A 15,051-nucleotide genomic window follows, 5' to 3' on the forward strand; every position below is an offset into this window, starting at 1 on the left:
GTCTTTAAATTTTGATAGTTATATATAATAATATATTTAAAAACTTTTTTACAGACATGATAAAAAAAATAGCTGCCGGCGTCATAATTTGTTTTTCATTATTGTTATTTATAATGTTTGGTGCATTATCGTTTGTTAACTATAATTCGGTTACTAATAATTTTACCAGTCATTTAGGAATTGCGAAAGAAAATATCGGAAAAATAAAGATGAATAAATTTCCTTGGTCCTATTTAGTTATTGAGACGATAAGAGAAGAAGGAAAGTTAGATTTAGAGCAGATTAAAATTCATTTTTCGTTATGGTCGCTTATAAAATTTAATCCTAAAATTAATAAAATAGATATATTAGATGCTAAATTTTATTCACATTCTAATGTATTAAATATTTATGATCATGAAGAGTTAATAAAGAATTTCTTTAAATATAAATTACAAAATATAAATCTAAATGTTACTAATCTAAGTATTATTAATAAACAAGATTATTCTATTTTAAATTTTAATAATTGTATATTAAAAAAAGAAAATGCTTTATCGTCTAATTACATATTTAAAACTACAAGTAACTATATAGGTAAAATTTCAGGTTCAATTAATAAACGTGACGATATAGTAGATTTTAGTCTTAATATTGATAATAATGATTATGGTTTTAAGTTATCGCAAATTTACAAAGATTCTAAGCTTACTAGCGGTAGTGGTGAATATCAGATTAAAAATTTAGCATCGGTAATGTATAATATATTACCGGATTTAAACCATCTTTTTAATAAATTTAATCAACATGAGGCAGTAAACGTTAAATTTAATATTTCAAATAATGAAGATGCAATAGAACTAAAAGACATAGTAATAGCATCATCTTTTATTATTGGTCATGGATTTGTTAACATTGCTAAAAATGATAATATTACTACTAATGTAAAACTAGATTTTCCTAAAATAGATTTAAGTTCGTTAATTTCTCCAAATGTAGAGGTAACATTTAATACTTCTTCTTCAAATAGTAGATTTATTTTTGCCAATAAATTACTTAAAGCAGACGTGGCAATTAACGAAATAATTTTAAGTAATAATGAAGAACTAAAAAAAATAGTCTTTTCTTCTAACTTATTAAAGGGTACTTTAAAGATAAATGAATTTTCAGGTAATATTAAATCAGGTGGAGAATTTAAGCTTACAGGTAATGTAACACAGAATGCCGTTAGAAGTATGTTCGATGGACAGCTATATTTAAAGCACAACGATATAAATTCGTTACTGAATATTTTAGGATTTAACGACGTTACTATTAAAGAAGCTATTCCTTTTAGCTTGTCATCGGATTTAAAACTCACTTTAATAGATTTATTTTTTAAAAATTTATTACTCAAAACAGATAATTTAAATTTATCAGGAAATGTTTCTAGTAAATTTATTGCTCAAACACCTCGTTTAGATGCTACGCTTAATATATCTTCGCTTGACTTAAGCAGTAGAACGTATCCAATAATTTCGCCGCTTATCGAATTTACAAAAAATTTAACTAAAGATATGAAAGCTCTAGATTATCCAAGTAAATTCATCCCTATTAGAACAATAGGATATTTAGCTAATTTAGATATTCTGATAGATAGAGTTAAGTATAACGATCATGTATTTGACAAAATGAATTTGCTTGCTAAAATCGTACCAGCTAATATAAAAATTAGTAATTTAGATTTTAAAACTGCTAACAGCTATTTATCAACTAGCTGGAACTTAGATACATCGAGTGTATTACCGTCTTTGACCGTAGAAATTAAGGACGGTAATCTTACTACTGATTTATTATCACCGGCAGGAATGCTTAATTTAAGAAATAAATTAATAAATGATTATAGTTTAGATAAAGCTACCTTACAAGTTTCCGGTACATTGTCGACATTATTACAAAATGATTTAATATTGAAAAATGTTAAATTTTATGTAGCAAATAATAATAATTTATTACAATTTAATAATATTGAAGCAGAATTATTAGGTGGTAAGTTTCAAGGTAACGGCAATATTTTATTAGAACCTTATGCTATAAATTTCGTATATGCTTTAAATACAATAGATTTAAACAAAGTTTCAGCTCTTATGCCTAAAATACTTACTGCAAGTGGCGGAAAAATAAGTATAAGCGGTAGTTTAGGAACTAACGGTAACACTCTTCAAAGCCAGCTATATAACCTTACTACAAAATCACAATTTGCTATAAACAATATAGATGTTAATAATTTTGCAATTGATGCTTTTATAGAAAAAATTGATACAGCTGATTATAAGGTACAAAATTTAGATAAAGATATAAATAGTGCTATAACCACAGGACAAGAAAATATTAGAGGTATAAGCGGTGATATTGAACTACAAAAAGGTATTGCCCTTTTAAAGAAAGTAAAATTTGCAACACAATATAGTAGCGGTGTGGCCTCTTTTGCAGTTAATATATATAATTTTGATATGGATGCATCTAGTATTTTATCATTTTACGTGCCGGCAAGGCTTGTTAAGTTAAATACCTCAAATACAAGGTCTGATAAAGATAGCTTGGCACATCTTAATATAAAAATGCAAGGGAGTATTTTTGCTCCTAAGAAAACTTTTGATAGTAGTGAGCTAAAAAAATTACTTATACCCCAAACAACTGAAGACACAATTACTACAGATAACCATTAAAAAATAAAGATAAATGACTAATACTAAAACTTTAGAAGCAAATATTAGCTTTGAAGAAGCTTTAAAAGAGCTTGAGGAAATTGTTAAAAAAATAGATAACGGACAAGAGAGTCTAGAAACGGCAGTTAATAGCTTTGAAAGAGGTATTTTACTTAAGAATCATTGTGAGAAAAAACTAAAAGAAGCTCGGTTAAAAATTGAAAAAATTACTAAACTTGCTGATTCTACAGTGGTCTTAGAAGAGATGGAAGTGTAGTGTGGACATAAAGCATACATTGTACTAATATCATAAGATGACAAAGAAATGTAATTATAGCTTTTCTGCTGAAAAAATTATAAGTTAATAAGTGAGCGCAAGGTAAGTTTTGAAGAAATAATATCAGTTATAGAAAGTAATTGTTTATTGGATATAATAGAACATCCAAATCCTAATAAATATTCAGAGCAAAAAATGTATATAGTGAAATTTAATGAATACGCCTATTTAGTGCCTTTTATTAGTGAAGTTGATGGAACAGTTTTTTTTAAATACTATTATTCCACGTCACAAAGCTATTCAGAAATATCTAAAAATAGGAAAAAGTAATGAGAAATAAAGAGAATATATCAAATATAATACTAGATGCTGAAGAAACTAGATGCTGAAGAAAACACATTGCTGGAGTTTTTGGAAAATGATGAATGGCAAAGAATTAAAAATTTTGAACAAGAGAAACATATATCACAAGTGGCAGCAGCTAATTATTTAAAAAAAGATACTCGAATAAATATTCGTATTTCTAGTAGTGATTTAGTGAGAATAAAACAAAAAGCTGCTTATGAGGGGTTACCTTATCAAGCTCTTATTTCTAGTAGATTACATAAATATTCAGCAGGACATGGTTAATAATACCTATGTAATCATATAATTGACTTTATCTATACCGCTCCTAATATTGTTTTATTCATCATAATAAGTATTGTTTTGATGAGTTTTTGTGCGGGATGTTTATATTTAACAAAATACATTATTCCTACTAATTTTCAAAAAGAAGAGCTTGGAAGTCTTGGCGGGTTTTTGTCGGGTGTAGTCGGTAGTATGTATGCGGTATCAACTGGTTTGGTATTAATTTATTTACTCGGTAATTTTAATAAAGCACAAGAAGGGGTGGCAGCAGAATCTATAGTGTTGATGAGGCTTGCAGATAGTGTAGGTTGGCTTCCTCATGAAATGAGGCCTACAATTTATCTAGATATTAAAAATTATACCAAAGGTGTAATGCGGCGTGAACGGCAATTAATGAAAGACGGCAAGCAAATCGGTCATGAAGCTCTTAGTTTCCTCCAAGATATTAATAAGAGACTACAAGCTTATAAAGCAAGCGAGCAAATGCAGCTATTGACTAAGCAGGCAATCATTGAGAAGATAAAAGAGCTTTATACAGTAAGGTATAACAGGATTACAATGTCCTATTTTTCCTTAAATATTCAATATTGGATAGTTATATGTATAATGACTGCTATTAATTTAATTTTTGTCTATATGTTTGACACCAAGCTTTATTTACATAAGATTTCGGTTGGTTTAGTTTGTATCACTGCATCATCAATGCTTTTGTTATTATTTATATTAGACAAACCTTTTCGAGGTCCTTTTGCCGTAAATCAATATGACCTTATTAAGGCTGTACATTATATTGAGAGATTAAATTAGTGATATCTGTAACAACATAACGCCATAATTTATCCGTGCCTTTAGTAATACCTATACGAGCAGTAGTAGAGTAGGGTAGCTTTAAGCCGATATCGCCGACAAAAAATTCGTTGTTATTTATAAGATCGCATTTATTATGAGAAATATTAATTCCTAAATATTTGCATAATTTACCCGGACCGTTGAGGTATAGATTGTCAGGCGAAATAACATGTACGCCTCTTATTAAGGTTGCAGCAGGGAAGCCTTTAGCTTCGGTTACGAAATTTAAACAATAATATATTCCGTAAATTAAATAGACGTAGCTAAAGCCTGCAGGACCAAACATTATATCCGTTCTTTTTGTCCGCCCTCTTGCTGCATGGCAAGCAGGATCATTCTGCCCTATATAGCTTTCAGTTTCAGTAATGATAGCTGTTTTACCTTGGAAATAAAGAGCTTTACCGATTAACTCAGTGCTTACTACATTAGTATCTCTTGCAAAAAATTCACGAGGTACAGGGATGAGTTTATTCATGTTAAAAAAAAATATTTAAATTCTTATTCCATTTTGTAGGAGTGAAGTTAGTAATTTCATATTCAGCTATATTATTTATATAAAAAGGATCTTATCTTAATATATCTTTAAGTTGACTTAGTGTTTCTATATTAGCTAAAATAATACCGCCAATTCTTGGATGTTGTATAGGACCTAATAAAATGTCCTTTATCATAACATGTATCTAAATATTTTCTATGTTTCGTAATAAATTTTTCAACAGAAGAAAGATCTAAGCCTAAGGTATATTTAAGGTTTACAATAAACATAATTTATATTTTTTTATTAAGTGGTTTAGAATTTTTTATAGAGATTGGAACGGTATCATATCCACCGTCGCAAAACGGTTGACATTTGATGATTCTTTTAAAGGTAAACCACAAGCCTTTTATGCTGCCGTGCATTGATATAGCTTCTTTGGCATATTCAGAACAAGTGGGGTGAAACCGGCAATTATTGCCAAGTAGTGGAGAAATGAAATATTGATAAAATCCAAGTAATAATAATAAGATTCTAGTCATTTTGAAGCTTGTCTATTATTTCCCCCATTTTTTCTTGAGTTAGATCTTCATAATAATCGTCATTAATCTGTACGACCGGAGCGTTAACGCATGCTCCCAAACATTCTATCTCGCTTAAAGTAAATTTTTGCTCTTCAGTAGTTTCTTTGAGTTGTACACCTAATTTCTTTTCGCAAATTTTCATTATATCATCACTACCACGCAGCCAGCAAGGAGTAGTAGTACATACTTGGATATGATATTTACCAACTCGCTTTAAGTTAAACATAGTATAAAATGTTGCAACCTCATAAGCCCGTATATAAGGCATTGCTAACATATTTGCAACATATTCGATAGCAGGAACAGGTAGCCAGCCGCCGTTTTGACGTTGTGCTAGATCAAGCAGCGGAAGTATTGCACTTCTTTTTCCATGCGGTGGATATTTTTTTATAATCTCTTCTGCTAGATTTAAATTTTTCTTATCAAATGTAAAATTTGTAATTTTTGTATTCATATATTTTTAGTATGGTATAGTTTTATGTCATTTCTGCGCAAGCAGGAATCCGTAGAACTATTTAATTAAATCTTTCCATTTAGGATTAGTTTTTTCTATCAGTTCTATTTTCCAACTACGTTGCCATTTTTTCAAGTTTTTTTCTTGTAAGTGCTTTTTGAATATCAGTAAATTCTTCTGTATAAACAAGTTTTATAATATTATATTTTGAGGTAAAACCTTTTATTATTTTTTGTTTATGTTCATAAGCACGACTTATTATATTATTAGTAATACCAATATATAAAGTACCATGCTTATTAGAGCATAATATATATACCCAATACATTTTTTGTTTTTTAAATGTATTGTTTTATTTTATGGATTCCTGTTTTCGCAGGAATGACAGAGTAACGCAAGTACAAGCCCGCGGCATGACAAATATATTACCTATCTATCTCACCAAATACTATATCAAGCGTTGCAATAATAGTAATAACATCTGCCATTAAATGACCTTTAGACATAAAATCTAGTCCTTGCAAATGAGCAAAGCCGGGTGCTTTAATACGACATCTATAAGGTCTATTACCTCCTTGCGAGTATAAATATACACCAAATTCGCCTTTAGGGGCTTCTACGGCTTTATAGGTCTCGCCGGCTGGGACGTCATATCCTTCCGTATAGAGTTTAAAATGATGAATCATTGCTTCCATAGATTCTTTCATTTTGGCTCTTGTCGGTGGTGTTAATTTAGGATCATCGGTTTTAATTGCACCTTTCGGCATTTTTTCTATACATTGCTTAATTATCTTGATTGATTCGTACATTTCAAGCATACGAACGAAATATCTGTCGTAACAATCACCGTTTTTGCCGATTGGTACTTTAAAGTCCATTTCATCGTAAACGTCATAAGGGTTTGATTTGCGTAAATCCCAAGCTATACCCGAACCTCTAAGCATTGGTCCTGAAAACCCCCAGTCCATTGCCTCTTTTTGAGACGCAACGCCGATATCTACTAAACGTTGTTTCCATAATCTATTTTCATTTAGTAGACTTTCAATATCGTGAAGTTTAGGAGGAAACTGTTCTATAAACTTATCTATATCCTCAAGTAAACCTTCGGGTAAATCTGCTGCAACCCCGCCCGGTCTAAAGTAGTTTGAATGCATACGAGAGCCGGAAACATGCTCGTAAAATTCCATGATCTTTTCTCGCTCTTCAAAGAGCCATAATAAAGGAGTAGTAGCACCGATATCTAAAGCTTGGCTGCCAATATTCAAAGTATGGTTCAAAATTCTTGTTAGCTCTGAGAATAGTACCCTGATAAACTGAGCTCTTCGTGGGACTTCGCATTCTAATAACGACTCAACAACTAAAGCAAATGCATGTTCCTGACACATCGGTGAAACATAATCAAGACGATCAAAATATGGTATAGCCTGCAAATATGTTTTATGCTCAATAAGCTTTTCCGTACCACGATGAAGTAACCCAATATGAGGGTCGGCATTATTTACTACTTCCCCGTCCATCTCAAGGATTAACCTTAAAACTCCGTGAGTTGCCGGATGCTGTGGACCAAGGTTTAGAGTTATAGTTTTGTTGTTGTTAGTCATAGTACTTTTCCTACTGTCACCTAGTTCGCTTGACCACGGGGTCCAGTCTTTTGTATTTTTTCTGGATCCCGCGATCAAGTCACAGGATGACATTCATTTTATTTCTGGATTCCTGCTTTCGCAGGAATGACATCGGTTGCCTTCTCATCACCTGGCAATACATAACTCGGGCTATGCCAATGCGAACTAAAATCAAACTCACGATATTCTATGTCTAAATCGACCGGTTCATAAGCTACTTTCTTTAGCTTCTCATCATATTTAACTTGTGTATAGCCTGTTAACGGGAAATCTTTACGTAATGGATGCCCCTCAAATTCGTAATCGGTTAGTATGCGTCTTTTATCGTCATTACCCTCGAAATTTACCCCGTACATATCATAAACTTCACGCTCATACCAACAAGCGGCACTAAATATATTCATTGCTGAAGGTATAGTTTCTTTTTCAGATATATATACTTTTATTATAAGACGCTTATTTAATTTTAAGCTTAATAAATTATATACTACTTCAAATCTTTTATAGTCAATTGATTTGGACTCGCCTACATTGTCGCTCGTCGTTCTCCTATTAGTTATAGGCTTCGCGCCTTGCTCCTTGTGGCCAAGCCCAACTGAATTGACTACGTTATTCTGAGGAAAATCAGCCCCAAATAAATCAGTAAGTAAAGTGAAGCGTAATTCTTCCGATTCTTTTAAAGCTTTTAAAAACGGCAATAAAAAATTCGACTCGATTTTATAAGCTAGGTAATCTTTAACCGTGATCGGAGTTATTAAAATGCTAGATTTAGCTGCAAGTCTTTCAATGAGTTTGTCTAGCGTCATACTTAAAACCTGTAGTGCTTTTAATTTTTTTCTGTAACTGCATCAGCCCGTAAATTAATGCTTCGGCGGTAGGAGGGCAGCCAGGGACATATACGTCAACCGGTACGATTCTATCACAGCCACGCACTACCGAATAGGAAAAGTGGTAATAGCCGCCGCCATTGGCACAGCTACCCATTGAAAGCACCCATTTAGGTTCAGCCATCTGATCATATACTTTACGTAGAGCTGGTGCCATTTTGTTAGTAAGCGTTCCTGCAACTATCATAAGGTCGGACTGTCTTGGACTTGGTCTAAATAACATACCGAAGCGATCCATATCATATCTACTTGCGGCTGCCTGCATCATCTCAACAGCACAACAAGCAAGCCCAAAAGTCATAGGCCATAAGGAATTAGCTCTCGCCCAGCCTATAACGTCATCAACTTTAGTGAGTAAGAATCCTCTATTAGAAAGCTCATTACTTAATAATTCGTCTTCTTGATAAAAATTATTTTTCATATTACTACCAGTCTAAAGCTCCTTTCTTCCATTCATATATGAACCCGATAATAAGTACGAATAAGAAAAACATCATTGAGAAAAAGCCTATTTTACCTATCGTATTAAGACTAATAGCCCAAGGCACTAGAAATGCAATTTCAAGATCAAAGATAATAAATAAAATAGCAACTAAGTAAAAACATATGTCAAATTTTGATCTTGCATCGCTAAAAGGCTCAAAACCGCACTCATAAGGTTCTAGCTTATCTTTATTATATTTTTTTGTCGATAATAGGTTAGGTAGAATCATTATTAAACCGGAAACCAATACCGCAATACCGAAAAATATAGCAATCGGTAGATATTCTTGTAAAAGTTCTGAGTTTTGTAGCATATGTTTTTTATTATATTGTTCCGTCATTGCGAGAAGAATTGCACAGTAATGCGACGAAGCAATCTCAGGATATTTGATGAGATTGCCACGCAGCCTACGGTTGCTTGCAATGACGTAGATTTAATGACACTTAACTCTATATTTACCTCAAATAGCATCAATTATCAATGACAATATCAGGTTTAACTAGTAGCTTCATTAAAACTAGTACCCAAATACCGCTTGATATCCACCATATTTGCCAAATATTATATGAAATCATGCCGATAATATAGTAATTTATAAAACATGCATAGGAAATTGCCTTGAAATTTTTATTTTCGAGATTACTAATTTGTTTGAGATATTTATAAACTAAGCGTAAAAATAATATTAAGCCTATTATACCGAGTTCAAGAGTAATTTGTAATATATTGTTATGAGGATGAAGCGGCAAAGGATGCCATTTTTCTCCGTTGTAATCGATCATTTCACTATCACCAGCTTTGATATATTTAGAAGAAGCTAAGCCATAGCCTAAAATCGGCTTTTCAATGATTTTGTTTGCGACGAAATGCCAAATAAATAAACGATGAGCAGCGGAAGGTTGTGTAGCTAAATATTTTTCAGATAAATCTTGTGGTTCTATTTGTTTAGCTATCACAGGAAATAGTAACGAGCCGGTAATTAAACTTATTGCGATTAATTTGAAAAATATCGGCTTCATAAATCTTGTTAAAATAAATATTACTCCTCCTATACCAAAGCCTAAAAAACTTGCTAAACTATCGGAAATACTTAGTAAATAAAGTACTAATATATATAGCATTAAGGTATGTCGTTTTTTACCGTTAGAAAGTAAAATTATAATTGCTACCCAAGTGGTAATTGAAAGTAAAGCACAACCACGATCTAGCATATATAAGCCAAAACTAGTTTTGAATATTCTTGTTAAAAATCCATTAGAAGAATATTCGATGAAGAATAATAATATTGCTGTGAGAATTCCGAATATTAAGGCTTTTTTAAGTTGTAAGCGATTTTGAAAAGGAGCAGAATTACTAACTGCAAAGCCAAGAAATAAGAGTATAAAAACTTGAGTAAAAGTAGCTAAGCTATTAATAAGATGCATTGCGAATAAACAAGATATAAAGCACCAAGTGGTGAATAACATTGTTAGCCCGTGAGCTTGTAGTGGGATCCAGTCTTTTTTTATTTTTTGGATACCGTGGTCAAGCCACGGTATGACATTGTTACTGGATTGCCACACTCCTTTCAGTCGCTCGCAATGACGATTAATACCTCGCAGGAATGATATAAGCAAAAACATTGTAACAGTAGCTGCAGCGGATAAGCCCGCCAGCATCCCAAGGCTTGGAATTAAAAATATTAAACTTGAAATTAAATATTGCATCTAAAAACAATCTTTAGCAAAAATTTCGTAGATTGGGTGTTCAAACGTTGAAAGTGAAATGCTTGAAGAAATCATCCATCCTTGAAAGAGTAAATTAGGATCTTCGTCTATTTTATATTCCGTTATGGTCATCAACAAATAATTATCTTCATTATATGGATCAAGGTTTTTTATACATTTGTGCAATTTGATTTTTATATTACCGAAATATTTTTCTTCCCCGACTTTAAAATCTATCTCTTCAGAAGTAGCAGTAATGTTATTTAGAGCAATAATTTTGCCATTTGTATAATTTTTAAACTCAGAACTATCATTAATATTATCGTTTGGATTTAAAATAGGATGATTTTCATCAAGAGGGATAAATACGTCATTTTCAATATCTTCGGTTGTAGTAACCGACTCTAAATTTTCTGCGAATATGGGAAAATTAATGCATATAGTAATGATAAAAATAATTTTTAGTAATTTCATAGATAAATATATTATTTTTCAAAATTATATACTATAGGGGATTAATGGCAATGATAATTTATGATAAGATTTTAAGGTCATTGCAAGCGATTTCAAGGAGCGTGGCAATCTCAGGAATCTTGCCTGAGATTGCTTAGTCAAAACTTACAATTTTTCCTTGCAATGACGATGTAGGTACAATATGCTCCACTCTAAAAAACTCTTAAATTCTATTTTACGACAGGATTTTCATAGTTTTATAATTAAGGTATTTAATACTATTAATCCTGGAGCGGAGTATTATCCAAGTAAGCATATGAGAATAATTACCGATTATTTAGCCGTGCAAAGCGGTGATATTAATCGTTTAATAATTTACCGCCAAGGAGCTTACTACAATCTATTTGTGTTAGTGTTGCTTGGCCTGCTTATTTATTGGGGGTTAATCCTACCAAAAGGATTATGGTTGCCAGCTATTCTCAAATACTTAGTATTCAACACTCACTAGATTGTCAGTTCATTTTAAATTCTGATTGGTATAAAAAACTTTTCCCAAGTACTATCCTTAGTAAACCCCATAATCAAAAAAGTAAGTTTTTAACGACAGCTAATGGATTTAGATTTGCAACATCGGTTGGAGGATTGGCAACAGGTGAGGGCGGTGATATCTTAATTATCGATGATCCTCATAGCCCCACGCAAATTCATTCTTATAAAATACGTAAGAAAGTTTATAGATTGGTTTGAGCAAACTTTTGTTAGCAGACTAAATAATCGTAATAAGGGAGCGATAGTTTTAGTTATGCAGTGTCTGCATACGGATGATTTATCCGGTTATCTACTTAATAATAGCAATTCATGGCATCATTTAAAAATTCCGGCGATTAGCATTCAAGATTACTTCTTTAAATTAATGAATAAAGAATATCAATATCTTAGTGGTAAAGTTATTAGACAGCTATTAAAGAACCTCTTGATTGTTTAATGAAATTAGAGCAGGAAATAGGTAGCTATAATGATAATGCTCAATATTTACAAGAGAACCGATAGCACAAAGGTCATCGTTACTGAATATGGCAGATATTAGATTTTATGAAAATCTACCTTCAAGATTTGATTATTTTGTGCAAAGCTGGGATACGGCAATTAAGAGTTCCGAAGATTCCGATTATAGTGTTTGTAATATATGGGGGATTCAGAAATATTATCTAGTATCATTAGTACGGAAAAAAATTAATTATCCTGAGCTTAAGAATTTGATGGAAAAATTAGCTAGAGAATATCAGCCAAAATTTATATTAATCGAAGATAAAGCAAGTGGTCAACAATTGATTCAAGATATAGGATTTTTAGGTGGTAATATTAGAGTGATAGGAATTAAGCCAAGCTTTGATAAAGTTACAAGATTCGCCTCGGTAGTTCCTTTATTTCAATCAGCTAGTGTTCTAATACCTAAACAATCAAGCATAATTTTAAAGGAATTACTGAATGTTTCCTATATTAAAAATGACGATATAGTAGATTCAGTTAGCAGTTCTTGAAGTGTATGAAGGATAAATCGTTTAAATATCCTGCAAGGATTAGGAGTTTAATATAAAAATAGTTGCTTTTTTGTATCGATGTTGGTAGTATTTATGTCATTCCCGCGAAAGCGGGAATCCAGTAAAAATACAATTATCCGTTTATGGATTCCCGCTTTCGCAGGAATGACATAGGATTGTGGTATGACACTGATTAGGCTGGGTAGCAAAGTGGTAATGCCGTGGACTGCAAATCCTCTATTCGTCGGTTCGATTCCGACCCTGGCCTCCATTATAGAAATTAAAACATCTTATGGGGTTTATTGCGCAATTCCTAGAAATGCTTTTAGCCGAGAGAGCATTGTCAAAAAATTCTATACTTAGCTATAAGCGTGACTTATTCGATTTTCAAAATTATCTTGCTAAACACAAATTATCCGAATTAAATATTACTACTGAGAATATTAGAGACTGGATTGAGTATCTAGCAAGTAATGATTTGCAAGCACGCTCAATCAACAGAAAAATCTCAACTATAAAAAGTTATTATGAATTTTTAATTAGCGAAAACCATACCGCGTTTAATCCGGTTCTTAACGTAGATTTGCCCAAATATCAAAATAAACTTCCCGAAATATTATCTATAGCTCAAATTAAATCGTTACTTGAACGTTGCTCTCAAGATAATTCTCCTGAAGGTATCAGGCTTAATGCTATGATTCATTTGCTTTATGCTAGCGGTCTTAGAGTCTCGGAGCTTGTTAGTCTTAAGCTTGCTGATATTCTGACTAATAAAACGTCTAAAGGAGAAGTAAGAAAAATATTTTCGGTACTTGGTAAAGGTAATAAGGAAAGAGTCATAGTAATAAATGAACAGGCAGTTATCAGTATTGCTAAATATCTTGCAATTAGAGGTGTTTTTGTGAATAAAGCTAAACCCAGAAATCTAATTTATTTATTTCCTTCATCAGCTTTAGCGGGTTATATGACTAGGCAAAATTTTGCTATTCTGTTAAAATCTGCTGCCCTTTATGCAGGACTTAACCCTGAATATATTTCTCCGCATATATTACGTCACAGTTTTGCAAGTCATTTGCTTGAGGGCGGAGCAGACTTAAGAGTCATTCAAGAGCTGCTTGGTCACGCTGATATATCTACTACCCAAATATATACTCATCTTCAAACTAATCATCTCAAAAAAGCATTGTTGCATCATCCTCTCAATAAAAATTAATTTATCTTAATCTTCTATAAAGTACTTGTTAATATTTCTTAACTAAATATAATAATCCTTATTAAATGTAAGGAATAAATTATATGAAGCTAAAAGACATTATGAGTTCTTATATTAGTAAACCTAGAGAAATTGAAAAAGAATATCCTGGATTCGCTCAAAAGCAAGAATTAGGATGCAATGCTTATGCCGGGTTAGGATGCAAAAATCAAGAAGTAAAATTTCGCAACTATTATGAGTTACTTAAAAAAATGCAACAAGGAGAAATAACTTTAGAAGTTCTAGAAAATTTAAGGAAATTAAAAATAGATGATAAAAAATCTTTTCTAGCAGATGTAGCAGAGGTGATATCTAACAATATGTTACATGAGCTTAATGCAACAATAATGAAACATGCTTTAGATTTAGTTGATTCTAAAGATGCAGCTTTTTTACTTCGTAGAACAAAAGAGGATAGTATATTTCGAGATCTAATATATTTAGAAGCAAAAGAAAACAGGTTTACTGTAGAAATTGATAAAAAAGGCACTTTGAAAATTAACTTTCCTAGTGGGATACTTGAGCTTTACAAGCTATTAATTGATAATTTCTATTTGAAAAAATTTGAGGAGGAGGCATTGCAGAAAAAATTATATCAAGAATTGTTCACTGATTTCAACATTCCTTTTGAAGAACTAATTGAAAAAAAGGAATTGCAGAAAAAATTATATCAAGAATTATTACCTGATTTCAACATTCCTTTTGAAGAACTAAATTTTTTTGAAAATTTTATTGAATGCTTAAAAGGCATGTATATTAAAAATAGTTTAGCACGAAGCATAATGAGTTTATTTGTAAGTAGAGATATTAAAGAACATGCTGTATGTGAAGAATTACTTGAATTAGATACATTTAAAAAATTATTTGAGGCAAAAATGTCATTATATGGAACTTCTGCTGATTCTAAATTATTAGTGGTTGATTATGTATTAAATGATATACAAGGTGTTTATATTAGCAATTTAGCATCTTCAAATATTTTAGATTTAGTAATGCATAGTCAATCGCATAATGAAACAATAGAATCAATAGAAATTTTGGGTAATAGCTCAGAACCAGTATGACTTGCTAGATACTGTTTTAAAGTTTTGATTATAAATATAGTAAAAACATCTAGAAATTAGTTTAATCTATCATTAATATTTAAATAATTATAAGTGAGATTAATACT

General features: G+C 31.5%; 18 protein-coding genes, 1 tRNA gene and 1 pseudogene. 10 read left to right on the top strand and 10 right to left on the bottom strand.

What is annotated here, in order from left to right; genetic code table 11:
- The first annotated feature begins 56 nt into the window (after nucleotides 1-56).
- The 4 genes from ABVF33_RS03010 to ABVF33_RS03025 all read left to right on the top strand — a co-directional run bounded on the left by ABVF33_RS03010 (nucleotide 57) and on the right by ABVF33_RS03025 (nucleotide 4,380).
- Nucleotides 57-2,687, top strand: a complete 2,631-nt coding sequence (locus ABVF33_RS03010) for an exodeoxyribonuclease 7 small subunit (protein WP_499706218.1) — start codon at nucleotides 57-59, stop codon at nucleotides 2,685-2,687.
- A gap of 13 nt (nucleotides 2,688-2,700) precedes the next feature.
- Nucleotides 2,701-2,943, top strand: coding sequence for an exodeoxyribonuclease VII small subunit (locus tag ABVF33_RS03015; RefSeq protein WP_004996011.1), 243 nt, complete (start codon nucleotides 2,701-2,703; stop codon nucleotides 2,941-2,943).
- Nucleotides 2,944-3,309: 366 nt separating this feature from the next.
- A complete protein-coding gene (locus ABVF33_RS03020) occupies nucleotides 3,310-3,573 on the top strand; it encodes a hypothetical protein (protein ID WP_499706219.1) in 264 nt (87 codons plus the stop codon).
- Nucleotides 3,574-3,654: 81 nt separating this feature from the next.
- Nucleotides 3,655-4,380 carry a bestrophin-like domain gene (locus ABVF33_RS03025; protein ID WP_499706220.1) on the top strand — a complete coding sequence of 242 codons (726 nt, stop codon included), beginning with the start codon at nucleotides 3,655-3,657 and terminating at the stop codon, nucleotides 4,378-4,380.
- On the opposite strand, the gene ABVF33_RS03030 is transcribed toward ABVF33_RS03025, so the two are convergent.
- The 10 genes and pseudogenes from ABVF33_RS03030 to ABVF33_RS03075 form a co-directional block, all read right to left on the bottom strand.
- Entirely contained in the window at nucleotides 4,346-4,897 is a 552-nt protein-coding gene (locus ABVF33_RS03030; RefSeq protein WP_499706221.1) for a DNA-3-methyladenine glycosylase, read from the bottom strand. The genes ABVF33_RS03025 and ABVF33_RS03030 overlap by 35 nt on opposite strands.
- Before the next feature lie 293 nt (nucleotides 4,898-5,190).
- Nucleotides 5,191-5,439, bottom strand: coding sequence for a membrane protein insertion efficiency factor YidD (gene yidD / locus ABVF33_RS03035; RefSeq protein ID WP_014410595.1), 249 nt, complete (start codon nucleotides 5,437-5,439; stop codon nucleotides 5,191-5,193).
- On the bottom strand, nucleotides 5,432-5,935 hold the full coding sequence (gene nuoE, locus ABVF33_RS03040) for an NADH-quinone oxidoreductase subunit NuoE (protein ID WP_499706222.1): 504 nt from the start codon (nucleotides 5,933-5,935) through the stop codon (nucleotides 5,432-5,434). The genes yidD and nuoE overlap by 8 nt, the downstream gene beginning before the upstream one ends.
- Before the next feature lie 57 nt (nucleotides 5,936-5,992).
- Nucleotides 5,993-6,263, bottom strand: a pseudogene (locus ABVF33_RS03045) (GIY-YIG nuclease family protein).
- A gap of 97 nt (nucleotides 6,264-6,360) precedes the next feature.
- Nucleotides 6,361-7,536: an NADH dehydrogenase (quinone) subunit D gene (nuoD, locus tag ABVF33_RS03050; protein WP_499706223.1), complete on the bottom strand. Its 1,176-nt coding sequence runs from the start codon at nucleotides 7,534-7,536 to the stop codon at nucleotides 6,361-6,363.
- 98 nt (nucleotides 7,537-7,634) lie between these two features.
- The gene (locus ABVF33_RS03055) at nucleotides 7,635-8,363 is read right to left on the bottom strand and encodes an NADH-quinone oxidoreductase subunit C (RefSeq protein WP_499706224.1); all 729 of its coding nucleotides are present in this window, start codon (nucleotides 8,361-8,363) and stop codon (nucleotides 7,635-7,637) included.
- Nucleotides 8,341-8,865: a NuoB/complex I 20 kDa subunit family protein gene (locus ABVF33_RS03060; protein WP_499706225.1), complete on the bottom strand. Its 525-nt coding sequence runs from the start codon at nucleotides 8,863-8,865 to the stop codon at nucleotides 8,341-8,343. Before ABVF33_RS03060 ends, ABVF33_RS03055 begins: the two co-directional genes overlap by 23 nt.
- Before the next feature lie 4 nt (nucleotides 8,866-8,869).
- Nucleotides 8,870-9,241 carry an NADH-quinone oxidoreductase subunit A gene (locus ABVF33_RS03065; protein ID WP_012737002.1) on the bottom strand — a complete coding sequence of 124 codons (372 nt, stop codon included), beginning with the start codon at nucleotides 9,239-9,241 and terminating at the stop codon, nucleotides 8,870-8,872.
- 157 nt (nucleotides 9,242-9,398) lie between these two features.
- Complete coding sequence (locus ABVF33_RS03070; protein ID WP_499706226.1) at nucleotides 9,399-10,634, bottom strand: O-antigen ligase family protein; 1,236 nt, start codon at nucleotides 10,632-10,634, stop codon at nucleotides 9,399-9,401.
- Nucleotides 10,635-11,108 carry a DUF2155 domain-containing protein gene (locus ABVF33_RS03075; protein ID WP_004995979.1) on the bottom strand — a complete coding sequence of 158 codons (474 nt, stop codon included), beginning with the start codon at nucleotides 11,106-11,108 and terminating at the stop codon, nucleotides 10,635-10,637.
- A 441-nt stretch (nucleotides 11,109-11,549) separates the two neighbouring features.
- On the opposite strand from ABVF33_RS03075, the gene ABVF33_RS03080 reads away from it, so the two are divergent.
- The 6 genes from ABVF33_RS03080 to ABVF33_RS03105 all read left to right on the top strand — a co-directional run bounded on the left by ABVF33_RS03080 (nucleotide 11,550) and on the right by ABVF33_RS03105 (nucleotide 14,944).
- The gene (locus ABVF33_RS03080; protein ID WP_499706227.1) at nucleotides 11,550-11,834 is read left to right on the top strand and encodes a hypothetical protein; all 285 of its coding nucleotides are present in this window, start codon (nucleotides 11,550-11,552) and stop codon (nucleotides 11,832-11,834) included.
- 55 nt (nucleotides 11,835-11,889) lie between these two features.
- On the top strand, nucleotides 11,890-12,072 hold the full coding sequence (locus ABVF33_RS03085) for a hypothetical protein (protein WP_499706228.1): 183 nt from the start codon (nucleotides 11,890-11,892) through the stop codon (nucleotides 12,070-12,072).
- An 88-nt stretch (nucleotides 12,073-12,160) separates the two neighbouring features.
- Complete coding sequence (gene terL / locus ABVF33_RS03090) at nucleotides 12,161-12,628, top strand: phage terminase large subunit (protein ID WP_499706229.1); 468 nt, start codon at nucleotides 12,161-12,163, stop codon at nucleotides 12,626-12,628.
- Nucleotides 12,629-12,824: 196 nt separating this feature from the next.
- Nucleotides 12,825-12,899 (top strand) — tRNA-Cys (locus ABVF33_RS03095).
- Between the two features lie 21 nt (nucleotides 12,900-12,920).
- Nucleotides 12,921-13,841: a site-specific tyrosine recombinase XerD gene (locus ABVF33_RS03100; RefSeq protein ID WP_499706230.1), complete on the top strand. Its 921-nt coding sequence runs from the start codon at nucleotides 12,921-12,923 to the stop codon at nucleotides 13,839-13,841.
- A gap of 83 nt (nucleotides 13,842-13,924) precedes the next feature.
- Nucleotides 13,925-14,944, top strand: a complete 1,020-nt coding sequence (locus tag ABVF33_RS03105) for a DUF5410 family protein (RefSeq protein ID WP_499706231.1) — start codon at nucleotides 13,925-13,927, stop codon at nucleotides 14,942-14,944.
- The last annotated feature ends 107 nt before the right edge of the window (nucleotides 14,945-15,051 follow it).

Source organism: Candidatus Rickettsia barbarica, from assembly GCF_041477405.1.
In the GTDB taxonomy this organism is placed as follows: Bacteria; Pseudomonadota; Alphaproteobacteria; order Rickettsiales; family Rickettsiaceae; genus Rickettsia; species Rickettsia rickettsii.

What these genes read in the sequence shown, in the direction of transcription:
- ABVF33_RS03085 (WP_499706228.1), top strand. Translation starts at nt 11,890, where the DNA reads ATGCAGTGTCTGCATACGGATGATTTATCCGGTTATCTACTTAATAAT.
- ABVF33_RS03100 (WP_499706230.1), top strand. Translation starts at nt 12,921, where the DNA reads ATGGGGTTTATTGCGCAATTCCTAGAAATGCTTTTAGCCGAGAGAGCA.
- terL (WP_499706229.1), top strand. Translation starts at nt 12,161, where the DNA reads ATGGCAGATATTAGATTTTATGAAAATCTACCTTCAAGATTTGATTAT.
- ABVF33_RS03055 (WP_499706224.1), bottom strand. Translation starts at nt 8,363, where the DNA reads ATGACGCTAGACAAACTCATTGAAAGACTTGCAGCTAAATCTAGCATT.
- ABVF33_RS03025 (WP_499706220.1), top strand. Translation starts at nt 3,655, where the DNA reads ATGAGTTTTTGTGCGGGATGTTTATATTTAACAAAATACATTATTCCT.
- nuoE (WP_499706222.1), bottom strand. Translation starts at nt 5,935, where the DNA reads ATGAATACAAAAATTACAAATTTTACATTTGATAAGAAAAATTTAAAT.
- ABVF33_RS03060 (WP_499706225.1), bottom strand. Translation starts at nt 8,865, where the DNA reads ATGAAAAATAATTTTTATCAAGAAGACGAATTATTAAGTAATGAGCTT.
- ABVF33_RS03070 (WP_499706226.1), bottom strand. Translation starts at nt 10,634, where the DNA reads ATGCAATATTTAATTTCAAGTTTAATATTTTTAATTCCAAGCCTTGGG.
- ABVF33_RS03075 (WP_004995979.1), bottom strand. Translation starts at nt 11,108, where the DNA reads ATGAAATTACTAAAAATTATTTTTATCATTACTATATGCATTAATTTT.
- ABVF33_RS03065 (WP_012737002.1), bottom strand. Translation starts at nt 9,241, where the DNA reads ATGCTACAAAACTCAGAACTTTTACAAGAATATCTACCGATTGCTATA.
- ABVF33_RS03020 (WP_499706219.1), top strand. Translation starts at nt 3,310, where the DNA reads ATGCTGAAGAAACTAGATGCTGAAGAAAACACATTGCTGGAGTTTTTG.
- ABVF33_RS03105 (WP_499706231.1), top strand. Translation starts at nt 13,925, where the DNA reads ATGAAGCTAAAAGACATTATGAGTTCTTATATTAGTAAACCTAGAGAA.
- nuoD (WP_499706223.1), bottom strand. Translation starts at nt 7,536, where the DNA reads ATGACTAACAACAACAAAACTATAACTCTAAACCTTGGTCCACAGCAT.
- ABVF33_RS03030 (WP_499706221.1), bottom strand. Translation starts at nt 4,897, where the DNA reads ATGAATAAACTCATCCCTGTACCTCGTGAATTTTTTGCAAGAGATACT.
- yidD (WP_014410595.1), bottom strand. Translation starts at nt 5,439, where the DNA reads ATGACTAGAATCTTATTATTATTACTTGGATTTTATCAATATTTCATT.
- ABVF33_RS03015 (WP_004996011.1), top strand. Translation starts at nt 2,701, where the DNA reads ATGACTAATACTAAAACTTTAGAAGCAAATATTAGCTTTGAAGAAGCT.
- ABVF33_RS03010 (WP_499706218.1), top strand. Translation starts at nt 57, where the DNA reads ATGATAAAAAAAATAGCTGCCGGCGTCATAATTTGTTTTTCATTATTG.
- ABVF33_RS03080 (WP_499706227.1), top strand. Translation starts at nt 11,550, where the DNA reads ATGGTTGCCAGCTATTCTCAAATACTTAGTATTCAACACTCACTAGAT.